The sequence below is a fragment of the Faucicola osloensis genome (genome assembly GCF_020041925.1).
GTDB lineage: Bacteria > Pseudomonadota > Gammaproteobacteria > Pseudomonadales > Moraxellaceae > Faucicola > Faucicola osloensis_D.
The window spans coordinates 1,029,795-1,043,384 of the sequence record NZ_CP083409.1 but is presented as its reverse complement, the minus strand read 5'-3'; the positions used below and the strand labels follow the sequence as shown (position 1 = coordinate 1,043,384).

General features: G+C 45.9%; 12 protein-coding genes and 2 tRNA genes. 8 read left to right on the top strand and 6 right to left on the bottom strand.

All coding sequences use genetic code 11. The features are described 5' to 3' along the window. Window positions 1-120: 120 nt before the first annotated feature. The 4 genes from LAJ61_RS04555 to LAJ61_RS04540 all read right to left on the bottom strand — a co-directional run bounded on the left by LAJ61_RS04555 (window position 121) and on the right by LAJ61_RS04540 (window position 1,900). Window positions 121-639, bottom strand: a complete 519-nt coding sequence (locus tag LAJ61_RS04555) for a YchJ family protein (protein WP_224054631.1) — start codon at window positions 637-639, stop codon at window positions 121-123. Between the two features lies 1 nt (window position 640). Then, a complete protein-coding gene (locus LAJ61_RS04550) occupies window positions 641-1,360 on the bottom strand; it encodes a metal-dependent hydrolase (RefSeq protein ID WP_224054630.1) in 720 nt (239 codons plus the stop codon). 353 nt (window positions 1,361-1,713) lie between these two features. Then, a tRNA-Glu gene (locus tag LAJ61_RS04545) sits at window positions 1,714-1,789 on the bottom strand. 35 nt (window positions 1,790-1,824) lie between these two features. Continuing rightward, a tRNA-Ala gene (locus LAJ61_RS04540) sits at window positions 1,825-1,900 on the bottom strand. Window positions 1,901-2,104: 204 nt separating this feature from the next. Here LAJ61_RS04540 and LAJ61_RS04535 point away from each other — a divergent pair. From LAJ61_RS04535 to glmS, 8 genes are all read left to right on the top strand, one after another. Next, window positions 2,105-2,731 (top strand): DedA family protein, encoded by a 627-nt coding sequence (locus tag LAJ61_RS04535; RefSeq protein WP_159768176.1) that lies wholly within the window; start codon window positions 2,105-2,107, stop codon window positions 2,729-2,731. Between the two features lie 173 nt (window positions 2,732-2,904). Beyond that, on the top strand, window positions 2,905-4,401 hold the full coding sequence (gene gltX, locus LAJ61_RS04530) for a glutamate--tRNA ligase (RefSeq protein WP_224054629.1): 1,497 nt from the start codon (window positions 2,905-2,907) through the stop codon (window positions 4,399-4,401). Between the two features lie 158 nt (window positions 4,402-4,559). Further along, window positions 4,560-5,075, top strand: a complete 516-nt coding sequence (ribH, locus tag LAJ61_RS04525) for a 6,7-dimethyl-8-ribityllumazine synthase (RefSeq protein ID WP_007115135.1) — start codon at window positions 4,560-4,562, stop codon at window positions 5,073-5,075. 9 nt (window positions 5,076-5,084) lie between these two features. Next, the gene (gene nusB, locus LAJ61_RS04520; RefSeq protein WP_224054628.1) at window positions 5,085-5,645 is read left to right on the top strand and encodes a transcription antitermination factor NusB; all 561 of its coding nucleotides are present in this window, start codon (window positions 5,085-5,087) and stop codon (window positions 5,643-5,645) included. Window positions 5,646-5,699: 54 nt separating this feature from the next. After that, window positions 5,700-6,665 carry a thiamine-phosphate kinase gene (thiL, locus tag LAJ61_RS04515; RefSeq protein ID WP_224054627.1) on the top strand — a complete coding sequence of 322 codons (966 nt, stop codon included), beginning with the start codon at window positions 5,700-5,702 and terminating at the stop codon, window positions 6,663-6,665. A gap of 14 nt (window positions 6,666-6,679) precedes the next feature. Further along, a complete protein-coding gene (locus LAJ61_RS04510) occupies window positions 6,680-7,258 on the top strand; it encodes a phosphatidylglycerophosphatase A family protein (RefSeq protein WP_224054626.1) in 579 nt (192 codons plus the stop codon). 46 nt (window positions 7,259-7,304) lie between these two features. Next, entirely contained in the window at window positions 7,305-8,663 is a 1,359-nt protein-coding gene (gene glmU, locus LAJ61_RS04505; protein WP_224054625.1) for a bifunctional UDP-N-acetylglucosamine diphosphorylase/glucosamine-1-phosphate N-acetyltransferase GlmU, read from the top strand. 182 nt (window positions 8,664-8,845) lie between these two features. Then, a complete protein-coding gene (gene glmS, locus LAJ61_RS04500) occupies window positions 8,846-10,684 on the top strand; it encodes a glutamine--fructose-6-phosphate transaminase (isomerizing) (protein WP_224054624.1) in 1,839 nt (612 codons plus the stop codon). A 56-nt stretch (window positions 10,685-10,740) separates the two neighbouring features. Here the strand turns inward: glmS and LAJ61_RS04495 are convergent, their stop codons facing one another. Beyond that, on the bottom strand, window positions 10,741-12,528 hold the full coding sequence (locus LAJ61_RS04495) for an FMN-binding glutamate synthase family protein (protein ID WP_224054623.1): 1,788 nt from the start codon (window positions 12,526-12,528) through the stop codon (window positions 10,741-10,743). A gap of 154 nt (window positions 12,529-12,682) precedes the next feature. After that, the gene (gene fghA, locus LAJ61_RS04490; protein WP_224054622.1) at window positions 12,683-13,558 is read right to left on the bottom strand and encodes an S-formylglutathione hydrolase; all 876 of its coding nucleotides are present in this window, start codon (window positions 13,556-13,558) and stop codon (window positions 12,683-12,685) included. Between the last annotated feature and the right edge of the window lie 32 nt (window positions 13,559-13,590).

Here is a 13,590-nt window from a genome sequence, read left to right as displayed (position 1 = left end):
TTAATATCGTTGCCTTTATCGCAAAATCGCAAATAAAATTAGTCTAGCAAAAAAGCCCTTTTAAAAAACAAAAAAATTGTAGAGCGGTTGTTAAAGTTTTTGTTATCAATAGCGCAGCGATTAAGCCAAAAACTGTCCACAGCAGTGTTTGTATTTCTCACCACTGCCGCAGGGGCAAGGCTGCTTTTGGGTGACAAGCATGACCACTGTCGGATCCAAAAAATACCAACGGCTGGTCCCATGGGTGGGAATATTCACAAAAGTTGATAGCTCATGATGGATGCCTTTGCTGTCTAAAGCCGCTGAATGCCCAACCGATGTATTAGGCAAGTGAAAGTAGGCTTTAAACTCAACTTGAGCATGGCGTTTGCCAATTTTCGGCGTGTGTTTGATAACTGCTAACCCTGCCCAGTCAGTTTGCAGTGACCAATCAGCGATGCTTTTTTTATCCAGTAATGCTTGCTGAAAAGGCGCAGTGGTGGCAACGATATACTCGACATGTTGAAGCACAAACGCACAGTAGCGTGAGCGCATAAGCTGTGCTGCCGTATCGGCGAATTTTTGCCCCACATGCAGGGGTGCACAGCAATCAGCATAAGACAGTGTAGAGCCACATGGGCAAGGTGACGTATGTATCATGTTAATGAATGTTCGGTAGGTTCATGGCGGTAGGCAAGATATTTTTCTTTAAAATAAGCCAACTAATCGGGTCTTGTAGCGTCTGCCAAAATACTTTAAACGGCGGGGCAAACACAATCATGGCAGCCAGCACGGCATATAAGCCCAAATACCAGCCTATTTGATCGAATTTAAACACTTTAAACGCGGTACCAAAAGATTTTTTGACACTCAGCCCTAACAGGTTGACGCTAAACATCTCATCTAACAGCAGATGAACAATGGTGCCAAACATCAAAAACAGCCCCAAAAACCAACTGATAACAGCGCCTTGCTTAAACCCATAAAAGCTGGCGTACACGAGGGTCATCGCTATAATCCCCAAATAGGGAATCGAGTGCACAATACCGCGATGCACCGTCAATTTGCTATATAAATTAAACACCCCGTAGCGCATCAGCAAATAAGATGCTAACCACAATCCTGCCAATGCAACCAACGAAAACTGCCCGACACACAAGATAACAATAAAAAATGCGCTCAACAGTGATACGACATTAAATCCTACGGTCGCGGGTACTGAGTGGTCCAAATCAATATCGGGCAGCAAGCCACCAATGGTACCAGCCACCACACACATCAAATATTCAGGCGCGGTCAGCATCCCTGCTTTATAAATCACCAAGCCAGTGATGCCACTGGCAACAAAAGCCACGCTTATGTGGGTGTTAAAATTTGCCATAGTCTTCGCCCAGTTTCCCAATAGCTTAAAATCAGCGAGTCAAAACTCAAGTGGTAAAATTTAGTGGCTAAAATCAAGTAGCTAGAATCAAGTAGCTTAAAGCAGATAGCCAAAAATTATTTATCCCATACGCAATTGCGCGCTCAATTATATGCTAATTTTGATGACAAAGCGTTAACTGAGCGCAAGGAAAATTGATTTTGTGGGGTGGGGCATGGGAAAAAGCAAAACACTGTAACTTATTTAACCTAGGATGTGGCAAGGCAACACTACACACCAAAAACGCCGACTATAGACAGATAGCAAAAACAAAAAAGCCATCGTCCGTTAGACAATGGCTTTTTTAAAATAAGTGGCGTCCCCACGGGGATTCGAACCCCGGTTACCGCCGTGAAAGGGCGATGTCCTAGGCCTCTAGACGATGGGGACGCAATCGCACGAGGTGCTCTAAGCAGACTTAATAGTGGTGGAGCTAAGCGGAGTCGAACCGCTGACCCCTTGCATGCCATGCAAGTGCTCTACCAACTGAGCTATAGCCCCATTTTTGGGAATTATTTAGACTGCTTTGCCTAAGAGTGCGCGTATTTTATTGAAAACTGATTTTGCTGTCAAGATGATTTTTGCCTAAAAACACAAAATTTTTACCCATTCTTGTTATAATGATGCCTGCTTAATGTTGCCTTCATATAACGACTGTAGATTAGTTATATTTTGTTGTTTTGTCTAAACTTATAAGGATAGCCCATGTGGTTGGTTGATTTTATTTTGCATATCGGTGACCATTTACAAGAATTGGTCAAAAATTATGGCAATTGGATTTATGCGATTTTGTTTGCCATTGTGTTTTGTGAGACGGGTCTGGTGGTGTTGCCATTTTTGCCCGGGGATTCGATGTTATTTGCCGCAGGCACCATTGCCGCAGTGGGCGATATGAATATCTTTGTGCTGATTGGTTTATTGATTGTGGCGGCAATATTGGGCGATTTTGTCAATTTTGAGATTGGCAAACACTTTGGGCAAAAGTTATTTTCTAATCCCAATTCCAAGATTTTTAAGCAAAGCTATTTGCAAAAAACCCACGATTATTATGAAAAATACGGCGGACGCACCATTATTATTGCCCGTTTTATTCCCATTGTACGCACTTTCGCGCCGTTTGTAGGCGGGATGGGTAACATGAATTATGCCCAGTTTGCTCGCTATAACATCGTTGGCGCGGTATTATGGGTCGTATCTTTTACCACGCTAGGCTATTTTTTTGGTCAATTACCCTTTGTCAAAGAACATTTTTCGTGGATTATGATTGCCATTATTGTGTTTTCGGTCGTGCCTATGGTGATTGAAATTATTCGCCATCGCAAGGATCAATAATTGAATTAGTCTTCAAAAATAACGCTAACTGCCAAAGTCAATCTAGCATTTAGCGTTGCCTTCCAAATTTAGATTTTATCAGCCACTTATCATCGCTAGGATTCAATTTATAAAAATTCGATAGTCGGCTATAATAGCCGCTAATTTGAAATTTTTGTAAAATTGAGAAATCCATGTCAAAAGTCCGCACCCGTATTGCCCCAAGCCCCACAGGCTTTCCCCACGTTGGCACCGCCTATATCGCACTATTTAACCTTGCCTTTGCCAAAGCGCATGGCGGCGACTTTATCCTACGCATTGAAGACACCGACCAAACGCGCTCCACCGCGCAATCTGAAAAAATGATTTTGGACGCCCTGCGCTGGGTCGGTCTTGACTGGGCAGAAGGTCCAGACGTCGGCGGTCCACATGCACCGTATCGCCAAAGCGAACGCAAAGACATCTACAAACAATACGCCGAAGAACTGTTGGACAAAGGTCATGCGTTCCGCTGTTTTGCCACAGCCGAAGAGTTAGATCAAATGCGAGCCGAACAAATGGCGCGGGGTGAAACCCCAAAATATGACGGTCGCTATGCGAACCTTTCCCGTGAACAATCGGACAAGCTCGCCGCCGCAGGCAAACCATTTGTCATTCGCATGCGTGTGCCAGACGAGGGTGTATGTAAATTTGACGATATGCTACGTGGCGAGGTCGAGATTCCTTGGTCACAAGTGGATATGCAAGTGCTACTCAAAACCGACGGTCTACCAACCTACCATTTGGCAAACGTGGTCGATGACCATTTGATGCAGATTACCCACGTCATCCGTGGCGAAGAGTGGATTAACTCTGCCCCAAAACATCAACTGTTATATAAATATTTTGGTTGGGATATGCCAGTACTCTGTCATATGCCACTGCTCAGAAACCCCGACAAATCCAAACTATCCAAACGCAAAAACCCAACATCTATCACCTATTACCGTGATGCAGGTGTGTTGCCAGAAGCCTTGCTCAACTACTTGGGACGGATGGGCTACTCCATGCCAAATGAAGCCGAAAAATTCACCTTGGATGAAATGATTGCCAGTTTTGACATCAAACGGGTATCATTGGGCGGTCCGATTTTTGACGTGGAAAAACTCACTTGGCTCAACGGCGAATGGTTGCGTTCACTGTCACCCGAAGCCTTAAAAACCAAAATTCTCGATTGGGCAAATGACAGCGAGAAACTCACCGCGATTGCCAAAGCCATTCAGCCACGCATTAACTTGTTGTCAGATGCGGTGAATTGGTCGGGCTTTTATTTCCAAAACTTGCCAACCATTAGTGAGGCAGATTTTGAGCATAAAGTGTTATCCACTGAGCAAACCGTGGAGATTCTACAACTTGCGCAATGGCAGTTAGAAACCCTGCCTGTGTGGACGGAGGAGCATATCCAAGCGGTATTGTCTGGCTTGGCAGGCGAGATGGGCATTAAATTGCGTGATTTTATGTCGCCATTTTTTATTGCCATCGCAGGTAGCAAGTCAAGCACGCCTGTGATGAATTCGATGTATTTGATTGGGGCGGATATGACATTGCAGCGCCTACGTCATGCCATTGAGGTGTTGGGCGGTGTCAGTAAGAAAAAAGCCAAAGAATTGGAAAAACGTCATAAAGCATTGCCAAGCTTTTTAACCCAATAAGCTTAATTGTTTTGTATAAAAGTCCGTCGCTGTGGCGGATTTTTTATTTTAGTGCGAGTAACCTAGGGTCATGCTAAATAACATGAATAAACCTAACAAAAATGGTATCATACCTAGCAAAATCAGATTCTAATTTTTACAATTTAAAGGTAATCATCATGGCAAATCTTCAAAACGAACTCGCCCAAGTACAGCATATCAGCGGTGAACTACACACCAATGCCCACGCCAAAATCGGTATGGTGGTAGGACGTTTTAACAGCTTTGTGGTAGAAAGTTTGGTCAGCGGCGCGATTGATACCTTACTGCGTCATGGTATCGCAGGTAGCAATATTACTGTCGTGCGTGTACCGGGTGCTTGGGAAATTCCACTGGCGGTTGCCCGTATGGCACAAACCGATAAATTTGACGCTATCATCGGCTTAGGCGCGGTGATTCGTGGTAGCACGCCACACTTTGATTTTGTCGCTGGTGAATCTGCCAAAGGTTTGGGCGCGATTGGCTTGGATTATGACGTGCCTGTTATTAATGCGATTTTGACCACAGACAGCATCGAACAAGCCATTGAGCGCTCTGGCACCAAAGCAGGTAACAAAGGCTCAGAAGCAGCCATGGTCGCGCTTGAGATGATTAACGTGTTGGGTCAAATTGACGCACAAATGGCTGGTGAATAAGGTAGCGATATGACTGACAATTCAACCCACACCACACCAGAGCAGGCGAGTCAAGACAACGCCGTCAATTATAAAACCAGCCTGACCGCGATTCGTAAAGCACGCCGTTTTGTGGTGCAAGGGTTATATGAATGGCTGTTGACAGGCAACCCATCGCACGAAATCGAAGCGCATACCCGCAGTGAGAATGCCATGCACACGGTGCATTTGGGCTATTATCACGAGCTACTAAGCAAAATCATTGAGCAAAGCGATGACTTAATCGCCTATATCGACAGCCTACTTGATCGCCCTTGGACACGTCTAGATAAAGTTGAACAAGCGGTATTGCTTGTCGGTGCGTATGAGATGAAGCAGCACTTGGAAGTGCCTTACAAAGTAGTGATTGATGAAGCGATTCAGCTCAATACCCATTTTGGCTCATCAGATGGCTATAAAATGATTCATGTGGTGATGGATAAAATCGCCAAAGACGCGCGTATGCCTGAAGTAGAAGCAGATGCCAAAAAAGCCAAAACAGAGGATGCGTCGCAGCCGCCATCTGAAGCGACCACTGAAGAAGAAAAATAATACCGTAAAGGGCGTACTCGCTACGCCCTTTTATGCTTGATACGGATGGCTAAGATGTCCGAATTTTCTTTGATTTATCAACATTTTCAACACTGTACACGCAACAATCCTTTGACCCAAGTGGGTATCGGGGATGATTGCGCGATAAGCAGTATGCCAAGCGATTGCGAACTGGTGAGCTGTATTGACACGCTGGTTGCAGGTCGGCATTTTCCCTTATCAACATCCGCTTATGCCATCGGCTATAAATCGGTCGCGGTCAATTTATCCGATTTGGCAGCGATGGGGGCGACACCCTATGCGATATTGCTGGGTATTAGCTTGCCTGCTAAGCTTGCCCATGATGACTGGCTCAAACCATTCACCCAAGGCATCGCGGACATTTGCAACCGATTTGATGTCGAGCTTATCGGTGGCGATACCACCCAATCTAACACTTTAACCCTCTCTGTTACTGCACTGGGCTTTGTGCCAAATGGGCAAGCTATTACCAGAGAGGGCGCGAAAGTCGATGATATCATCTGTGTGAGCGGTAAGATTGGCTCAGCAAGTTTTGCCTTACAGCAGATTTTAAACGCTGAAAAATCTGAGCAGCACAATATCGCTTTACAACCAATCGCTTTACAGCCGGCACTCGATTTACCTGTTCCGCAAGTTGAGCTAGGGCAAAAATTACGTGGGTTTGCCCATAGCATGATTGATATTTCAGACGGGCTAGGGCAGGATTTGGGTCATATCCTGACCGCATCGAAGGTGGGTGCGGTGGTCGATTTAGCCAGTATTCCAACGCACCCACGATTACAAGCCTTGGCAAATGCTGATAAGTGGCAACATCAGCTCAACGGCGGTGATGATTATCAGCTATGTTTTACTATGAGTGAGCAAAATTTTGTCAAATTTAATCAACAGTTTTCGGATAAAATTTTTGGCATTGGCAAAATTGTCACAGAAAACGGCTTGAGGCTGACTTATAATAACCAACCCATTGAATTTTCTATCACTGGCTATCAGCATTTTTAGCCAAAGAACTTCTTATGACTCAACTGCATAAACCCGACGTCCGTAAAGCCAATGTTTGCCCGCCTTGTCCGCCTACCGCGAGCGTTTGGGAAAAGCTGATTTATTGGCTCGGTATCGGCTTAGGCTCAGGATTGCCAAAGCGCGCTGCTGGGACGTGGGGCACGGTGGGTGGACTGGTGGTTGCCATTCCGATGTTATGGCTGGGGTTTTGGGGGTTTTTGGCGGTTACAGTGGTGGGCGCTCTAGTCGGTAGTTATATCTGCGGTAAAACGTCTGATTTGATGGGTGTACACGATGACCCGCATATCGTATGGGATGAATGGGTCGGCATGTGGGTGTCACTCTTGCCAATTTTATGGCTGCATTTCTACGATGATGCTTTATTGCAAGGTCATCAGTTAAGTTTACTGTTATTATATTTTGCTGCATTTGTCGCGTTTCGTTTTTTTGATATTCTAAAACCTTTTCCGATTAAATGGGTGGATAAAAATGTGAGCGGCGGTTTTGGTATTTTGATTGATGACATTTTGGCGGGGCTGATGGCAGGGGTTGTGCTAATAGCCTTTGTCAGTGTGCTCGTTACTTATGTTTAACCTGTTGTATCATTAAAATTAATTTAAAAAAAAATAAGGAATTCCCATGACCAACTTAACCACCATCATCATGGCAGCAGGCAAAGGCACTCGCATGAAATCAAGCAAGCCAAAAGTCCTACAACCCCTAGCAGGCAAGCCTTTGCTACATCACGTACTCGCCACTGCCAAACAATTGGGTAGCCAAAAAAATATCATTATCTATGGTTTTGAAGGTCAACAAGTCAAAGATGCCTTTGCCGATGAACAAATTGATTGGGTCGAGCAAGCTGAGCAATTGGGCACGGGTCACGCGGTGCAAATGACTTTGCCGGTGTTGCCTACGGATGGGAAAAGCTTGATTTTATCAGGGGATGTGCCACTCATTGGCGTCGATACCTTAGAGAAATTGGCAAATACAGACAGCCGTTTTGCCATGCTAACCCTAAACTTAGCCAACCCGTTTGGTTTGGGGCGTATTGTGCGTGACAACAACCAAGTAATCGCCATTGTTGAAGAAAAAGATGCCAACGATGAGCAAAGACAAATCACTGAAATCAATAGCGGTGTGTACTGTGTCGCTAATGATATTTTGCACAAGTACCTCAATAACTTGACCAATAACAATGCCCAAGGCGAATATTACCTGACCGATATCGTCAAAATGGCGGTGGATGATGGCATCGAAATCGCCACCGTATCGCCGACCCATCAGTTTGAAATCGAAGGCGTGAATGACCGTCTGCAGTTGGCAAATCTAGAGCGTACTTGGCAAATGCATCAAGCCGAAGCATTGATGAAACAAGGGGTACATTTGATTGACCCAAGCCGTTTTGATTTACGCGGTTCGCTCAAAGTTGGTACAGATGTGCAAATTGATATTAATGTCATCATTGAAGGTGACTGTGAGCTAGGTGATAACGTCAAAATCGGTGCAGGTTGTATCATCAAAAACAGCAAAATCGCCAGTGGCACGGTGGTGCAACCTTACAGTCTATTTGACAATGCGGTGGTGGGCGCAGACAACCAAATTGGACCATTTGCCCGTCTGCGCCCCAATGCGGTCACTGACAAAGAGGTGCATATCGGTAACTTTGTGGAGCTTAAAAACACCCAAATGGCAAGCGGCGCCAAAGCTAATCATTTGGCGTATTTGGGCGATGCCACCATTGGACAAAAGACCAATATCGGTGCAGGCACTATCACTGCCAATTATGATGGTGTCAATAAGTTTAAAACCGAAATCGGTGATGAGGTCAGAATTGGCTCAAATGCGGTGCTGATTGCCCCTGTGACCATTGGTGACCGTGCCACCATTGGCGCAGGCAGTGCCATCAGTAAAGCCTGCCCTGCCGAAAAACTGTCTATAGCCCGTGGCAAACAAGTTACGATTGAGGGTTGGCAACGTCCTGAAAAAACATCTTGATATTTGAACTTTTGCCTAAATTTAACAGATTCTTGCTTAATAAGATAAACTTGCTTTATACGATAAAGCCGTTTGGTTAAGCAACAATAAAACAATCTAACGACTGTGTAAACGGGGGGATTGTTTTTCACAGCAGTCAAATTTGATTGCTCACACCAAAAACTGGATACTAAGGAACAGTTATGTGCGGTATCGTTGGCGCCATTCGTGCGCAAGACAATGTGGTAGATTTTTTGACCGATGGCTTAAAACGCCTAGAATATCGGGGTTATGACTCATCGGGTATTGCGGTGCAAACCGATGAAGGACTTAAACGCGTGCGCCGAGTGGGGCGTGTTGCCTTGATGGAAGCCGCTGCCAAAGAGCGTGGCGTGTATGGTCACACCGGCATCGGTCACACACGCTGGGCGACCCACGGTGGTGTCACTGAGCCAAACGCGCATCCGCATATCTCGGGTGATTTGATTTCGGTGGTACATAACGGCATCATCGAAAACTTTGAAGCTGAGCGCGCTCGCCTTCAGCAAAATGGCTATCATTTTGAGTCACAAACCGACACCGAGGTCATCGCCCATGCGGTGCACCAGCACTACGTACAAAACGGCGGTGATTTATTCAAAGCGGTACAAGCGGCGACCCAACAATTTCATGGTGCTTATGCGATTGCGGTGATTGCCAATGATAGGCCACAAAACATGGTGGTGGCGCGTATGGGCTGCCCGTTACTCATTGGCTTAGGTGAACATGAAACCTTTATCGCATCGGATGTCTCAGCAGTTGTCGCCTTTACCCGTCAAATCATGTATTTTGAAGATGGCGATATTGCGCAGTTGACGGCAGATGGTGTGGCACAAATGATTGACAAACAAGGCAATTCAGCGACCCGCAAAGCCACCACTTCGCAAGTGTCCTTAGCATCTCTTGAACTAGGGGCTTATAGCCACTTTATGCAAAAAGAAATCTATGAGCAGCCAAAAGCGGTGTCAGATACCGCCGAAATCTTTTTGGATGCCGGGTTTATCGCCAATAACTTTGGTGAAAATGCTGAAGCCGTTTTCAATGATATCGACAGTATTAAGATTCTTGCCTGTGGCACGTCGTATTATGCTGCATCGACCGCCAAATATTGGTTGGAAAGTATTGCCAAAATTGCCACCGATGTCGAAATCGCCAGTGAATACCGTTATCGTGAGGTGATTGCCAATCCAAAACAATTGATTATCACCATCTCGCAATCAGGGGAAACGCTAGATACCATGGAGGCGCTAAAATACGCACAAGCCTTGGGTCACAAACATAGTCTATCCATCTGTAACGTGATGGAATCTGCCTTGCCTCGTGCCAGTGAGCTAGTAGTCTATACCCGAGCCGGTGCGGAGATTGGGGTCGCATCAACCAAAGCCTTTACCACTCAGTTAGTGGCTTTATTTGGTTTGGCGGTGACACTCGGTCGTGTGCGTGGCTATGTGGATGACACTAAACTGGTCGAATACACCAATGCGCTGCGTAGCTTGCCCAATGATATTCAATATGCGCTCAATCTTGAGCCACAGATCAGCAGCTGGTCAAGCAAATTTGCTGATAAGCCAAGCGCGCTGTTTTTGGGACGTGGTATTCATTACCCGATTGCCTTAGAAGGCGCATTAAAGCTCAAAGAAATCACCTATATTCATGCAGAAGCCTATCCCGCTGGCGAGTTAAAACACGGTCCACTGGCATTGGTTGATGAAAACATGCCTGTGGTGGTAATAGCGCCAAATGATAGCCTACTTGATAAAGTCAAAGCCAATATGCAAGAAGTCTCGGCGCGTGGCGGTGAGTTGTTTGTCTTTACCGATCTTGACAGTGATTTTTCCGATAGTGAAGGCGTACACGTGATTCGCACCCCACGTCATATTGGTGTGTTATCGCCCATTGTACACACCATTCCTGTACAATTGTTGTCTTACCATGTTGCGCTTGCCAAAGGTACAGATGTTGATAAACCCCGTAATTTGGCCAAAAGCGTCACGGTCGAATAAGCTAAGCTGATACAAAAAAACCGCTAATCGTTAGCGGTTTTTTTGTGGACAAAGTATTAAGAAGGATCATCATCGTAGGTATAATAGCTATTTGCGGTTTCATCGAAGCTGTCGATACGTTCAGGATAATTGCCTTCATTAAAGCGCTTTTCGTTGTGCTCATGGGCGTGACGAACATCGTGATTGTAAGCAATTAACGCCTCGTTATTTGCCAAAAAGCTATCAGGATTTGCCATGACCCACATTTGGTTAAAAACATCTGAGCGCGCCGACAGATTCAGTAAAACGCCAGGTTCCGTAAAATAATAAAACTTGGATAATAGCTTAATCTGCCCATTTTCCAGGCGTCTGGCGATATGATACGCTTGTAAATCTTTTGGGTGGTGTAAACCCACCGCACCGACAATCGCTGCCAATGATTTAAGGGTGTTTTTATGAAAATTATAGACCCGCTGTGCCTTATCAGGAATATGTAATGCCCGCTGACGATAGGGGTCTTGGGTGGCAACCCCAGTTGGGCATTTGTTGGTGTGGCATGCGCGCGATTGGATACAGCCCACCGCAAACATAAAGCCACGCGCGGAGTTACACCAATCTGCACCCAGCGCTAGCATGCGAGCGATATCAAAGGCAGAGATGATTTTACCACTGACACCGATTTTGATTTTGTCACGCACCCCCGCACCCACCAGCGTGTTGTGCACAAGCAAAAAACCATCGAGTAGCGGCATGCCAACATTATCCATAAACTCAACAGGCGCAGCCCCCGTACCGCCTTCTGCACCATCAACCACGATAAAATCAGGGTAATTATCTGCTTCAATCATGGCTTTGACAATCGCCATAAACTGCCAAGGCTGTCCGACACACAGCTTAAAACCAACCGGCTTGCCCCCTGACAATTCACGCAGCTGTTGCCAAAACTGCACCATCTCACGCGGGGTAGTAAAGGCTGAGTGGCTCGCTGGGGAAACGCAGTCTGCATCCATCGGCACATCACGGGTTTCGGCAATTTCGGGGGTGATTTTTTCTTTGGGCAACACCCCGCCTTTACCAGGTTTTGCCCCTTGCGACAGCTTGATTTCAATCATTTTGACTTGCTCAATGCGCGAGCGTTCAGCAAATTTTTCGGCGCTAAATGTGCCATCGTGATTACGGCATCCAAAATACCCAGTACCCAGCTCCCAAATCAAATCACCGCCGTGTTTTTTATGGTACGGACTAATCGCACCTTCACCGGTATCATGAGCAAATCCACCGAGTTTTGCGCCTTGATTGAGCGCTTCAATTGCCGCGGCTGACAGGCTGCCAAAACTCATGGCAGAGATATTAAACACCGACATCGAGTAGGGCTGTAGACATCGTTCACCGCCCACCAGAATACGAAAATTGGTTTCTTTGAGGGGATAGCTAAGGGTGGATTGTAAAAACCATTCTTTGCCAGATTGGTATAAATTTTCTAACGTACCAAAGGCATTGGTATCACTGACGTTTTTGGCACGTTGATAGGCAAGCGCACGTTGCTGGCGCGAAAACGGCACGGCGGCTTGGTCATCTTCAATCAAATACTGGCGCAGTTCAGGTCGGAATTCTTCCAATAGATAACGAATATGTCCCGAAAGTGGATAGTTACGCAATACAGCATGGTGTACTTGTATCAAATCATAAATGCCCACCACAAAGCCCACTAGACCAATCACTATCAACCACCATTTGAGTAGCACAATCCCCAGCGCAAGGATAGCAAAGGCAATGACAAATACGCTGTAGCGAAACACAACGCCTTGCAAATAGGGCTCTTTATGGGTGGGGGTTACCGTGATATCAGTGCGCTTGTCAACCATGACAATTTTCCTTATCAGATAGGATCGCGGACAAAATGATCATCGCAAATTTGTTGTTATTTTAAATGCTGGAGGGGGTAATGCGATGGCAAAATGGTCAATCACTTGTCAGCCGTGTGCGCTGACAAGTGATTGTGTGATTAAAATTGTGTGATTAAGCTTGGAGGGCAGCGGCGTGATGCGCAAAATGGTCAGCGATAAAACTACTGATAAAATAGTAGCTATGGTCATAACCGTCCTGCATACGCAGCGTCATCGGATAATTGGCATCTTTGGCAGCTTGCGCAAAGAGCTCAGGTTTGAGCTGCTCAGCCAAAAACTCATCCCCGCTACCTTGGTCAATCAATAGTGGTAATTTTTTGCTATGCGCAGACTGTTTTATCCACGCTAAGCTATCGTAATTTGCCCAAGTGCTTTGGTCATCGCCTAAGTAAGCGCTAAAGGCTTTTTGTCCCCAAGGCACTTGTGACGGTGCGACGATGGGGGAAAAAGCCGATACGCTGGCATAGCGCTGGGGATTACGCAGGGCAATCATCAGCGCGCCATGTCCACCCATACTATGACCAAAAATACTGCGCTGGTCACTAGCAGGGAAGTGCTGTTCGATTAGATTAGGCAATTCATCGACGATATAATCATACATCTGAAAATGCGTTGCCCAAGGCGCTTGGGTCGCATTGACATAAAAGCCTGCCCCTTGCCCCAAGTCATAAGCGCTGTCGTCAGGCACATCATTACCGCTCGTATCGACACCCCTAGGACTGGTATCGGGTGCTACCACAATCACGTTGTGACGACTGGCATACTCAGCAAACCCAGATTTTTGAATAAAGTTTTGCTCAGTACAAGTCAGCCCTGATAGCCAATACAGCACCGCACATTTTTGACCTGTGGTTTCAGTGGCTTCATGGGCGATGGCTTTGGGTGGCAAATAGATGGCAAATTTCATCTCCGTGTGTGTGGTAGCACTGGTATGCTGCCACACTTGTAGGTCTCCACCGTGCAATTTATGAGATTCAATTTTTTTCATGGTGAATTTCCCATTCTTTATAATGCCAAGTT

What these genes read in the sequence shown, in the direction of transcription:
- LAJ61_RS04555 (WP_224054631.1), bottom strand. Translation starts at nt 639, where the DNA reads ATGATACATACGTCACCTTGCCCATGTGGCTCTACACTGTCTTATGCT.
- LAJ61_RS04550 (WP_224054630.1), bottom strand. Translation starts at nt 1,360, where the DNA reads ATGGCAAATTTTAACACCCACATAAGCGTGGCTTTTGTTGCCAGTGGC.
- LAJ61_RS04535 (WP_159768176.1), top strand. Translation starts at nt 2,105, where the DNA reads ATGTGGTTGGTTGATTTTATTTTGCATATCGGTGACCATTTACAAGAA.
- gltX (WP_224054629.1), top strand. Translation starts at nt 2,905, where the DNA reads ATGTCAAAAGTCCGCACCCGTATTGCCCCAAGCCCCACAGGCTTTCCC.
- ribH (WP_007115135.1), top strand. Translation starts at nt 4,560, where the DNA reads ATGGCAAATCTTCAAAACGAACTCGCCCAAGTACAGCATATCAGCGGT.
- nusB (WP_224054628.1), top strand. Translation starts at nt 5,085, where the DNA reads ATGACTGACAATTCAACCCACACCACACCAGAGCAGGCGAGTCAAGAC.
- thiL (WP_224054627.1), top strand. Translation starts at nt 5,700, where the DNA reads ATGTCCGAATTTTCTTTGATTTATCAACATTTTCAACACTGTACACGC.
- LAJ61_RS04510 (WP_224054626.1), top strand. Translation starts at nt 6,680, where the DNA reads ATGACTCAACTGCATAAACCCGACGTCCGTAAAGCCAATGTTTGCCCG.
- glmU (WP_224054625.1), top strand. Translation starts at nt 7,305, where the DNA reads ATGACCAACTTAACCACCATCATCATGGCAGCAGGCAAAGGCACTCGC.
- glmS (WP_224054624.1), top strand. Translation starts at nt 8,846, where the DNA reads ATGTGCGGTATCGTTGGCGCCATTCGTGCGCAAGACAATGTGGTAGAT.
- LAJ61_RS04495 (WP_224054623.1), bottom strand. Translation starts at nt 12,528, where the DNA reads ATGGTTGACAAGCGCACTGATATCACGGTAACCCCCACCCATAAAGAG.
- fghA (WP_224054622.1), bottom strand. Translation starts at nt 13,558, where the DNA reads ATGAAAAAAATTGAATCTCATAAATTGCACGGTGGAGACCTACAAGTG.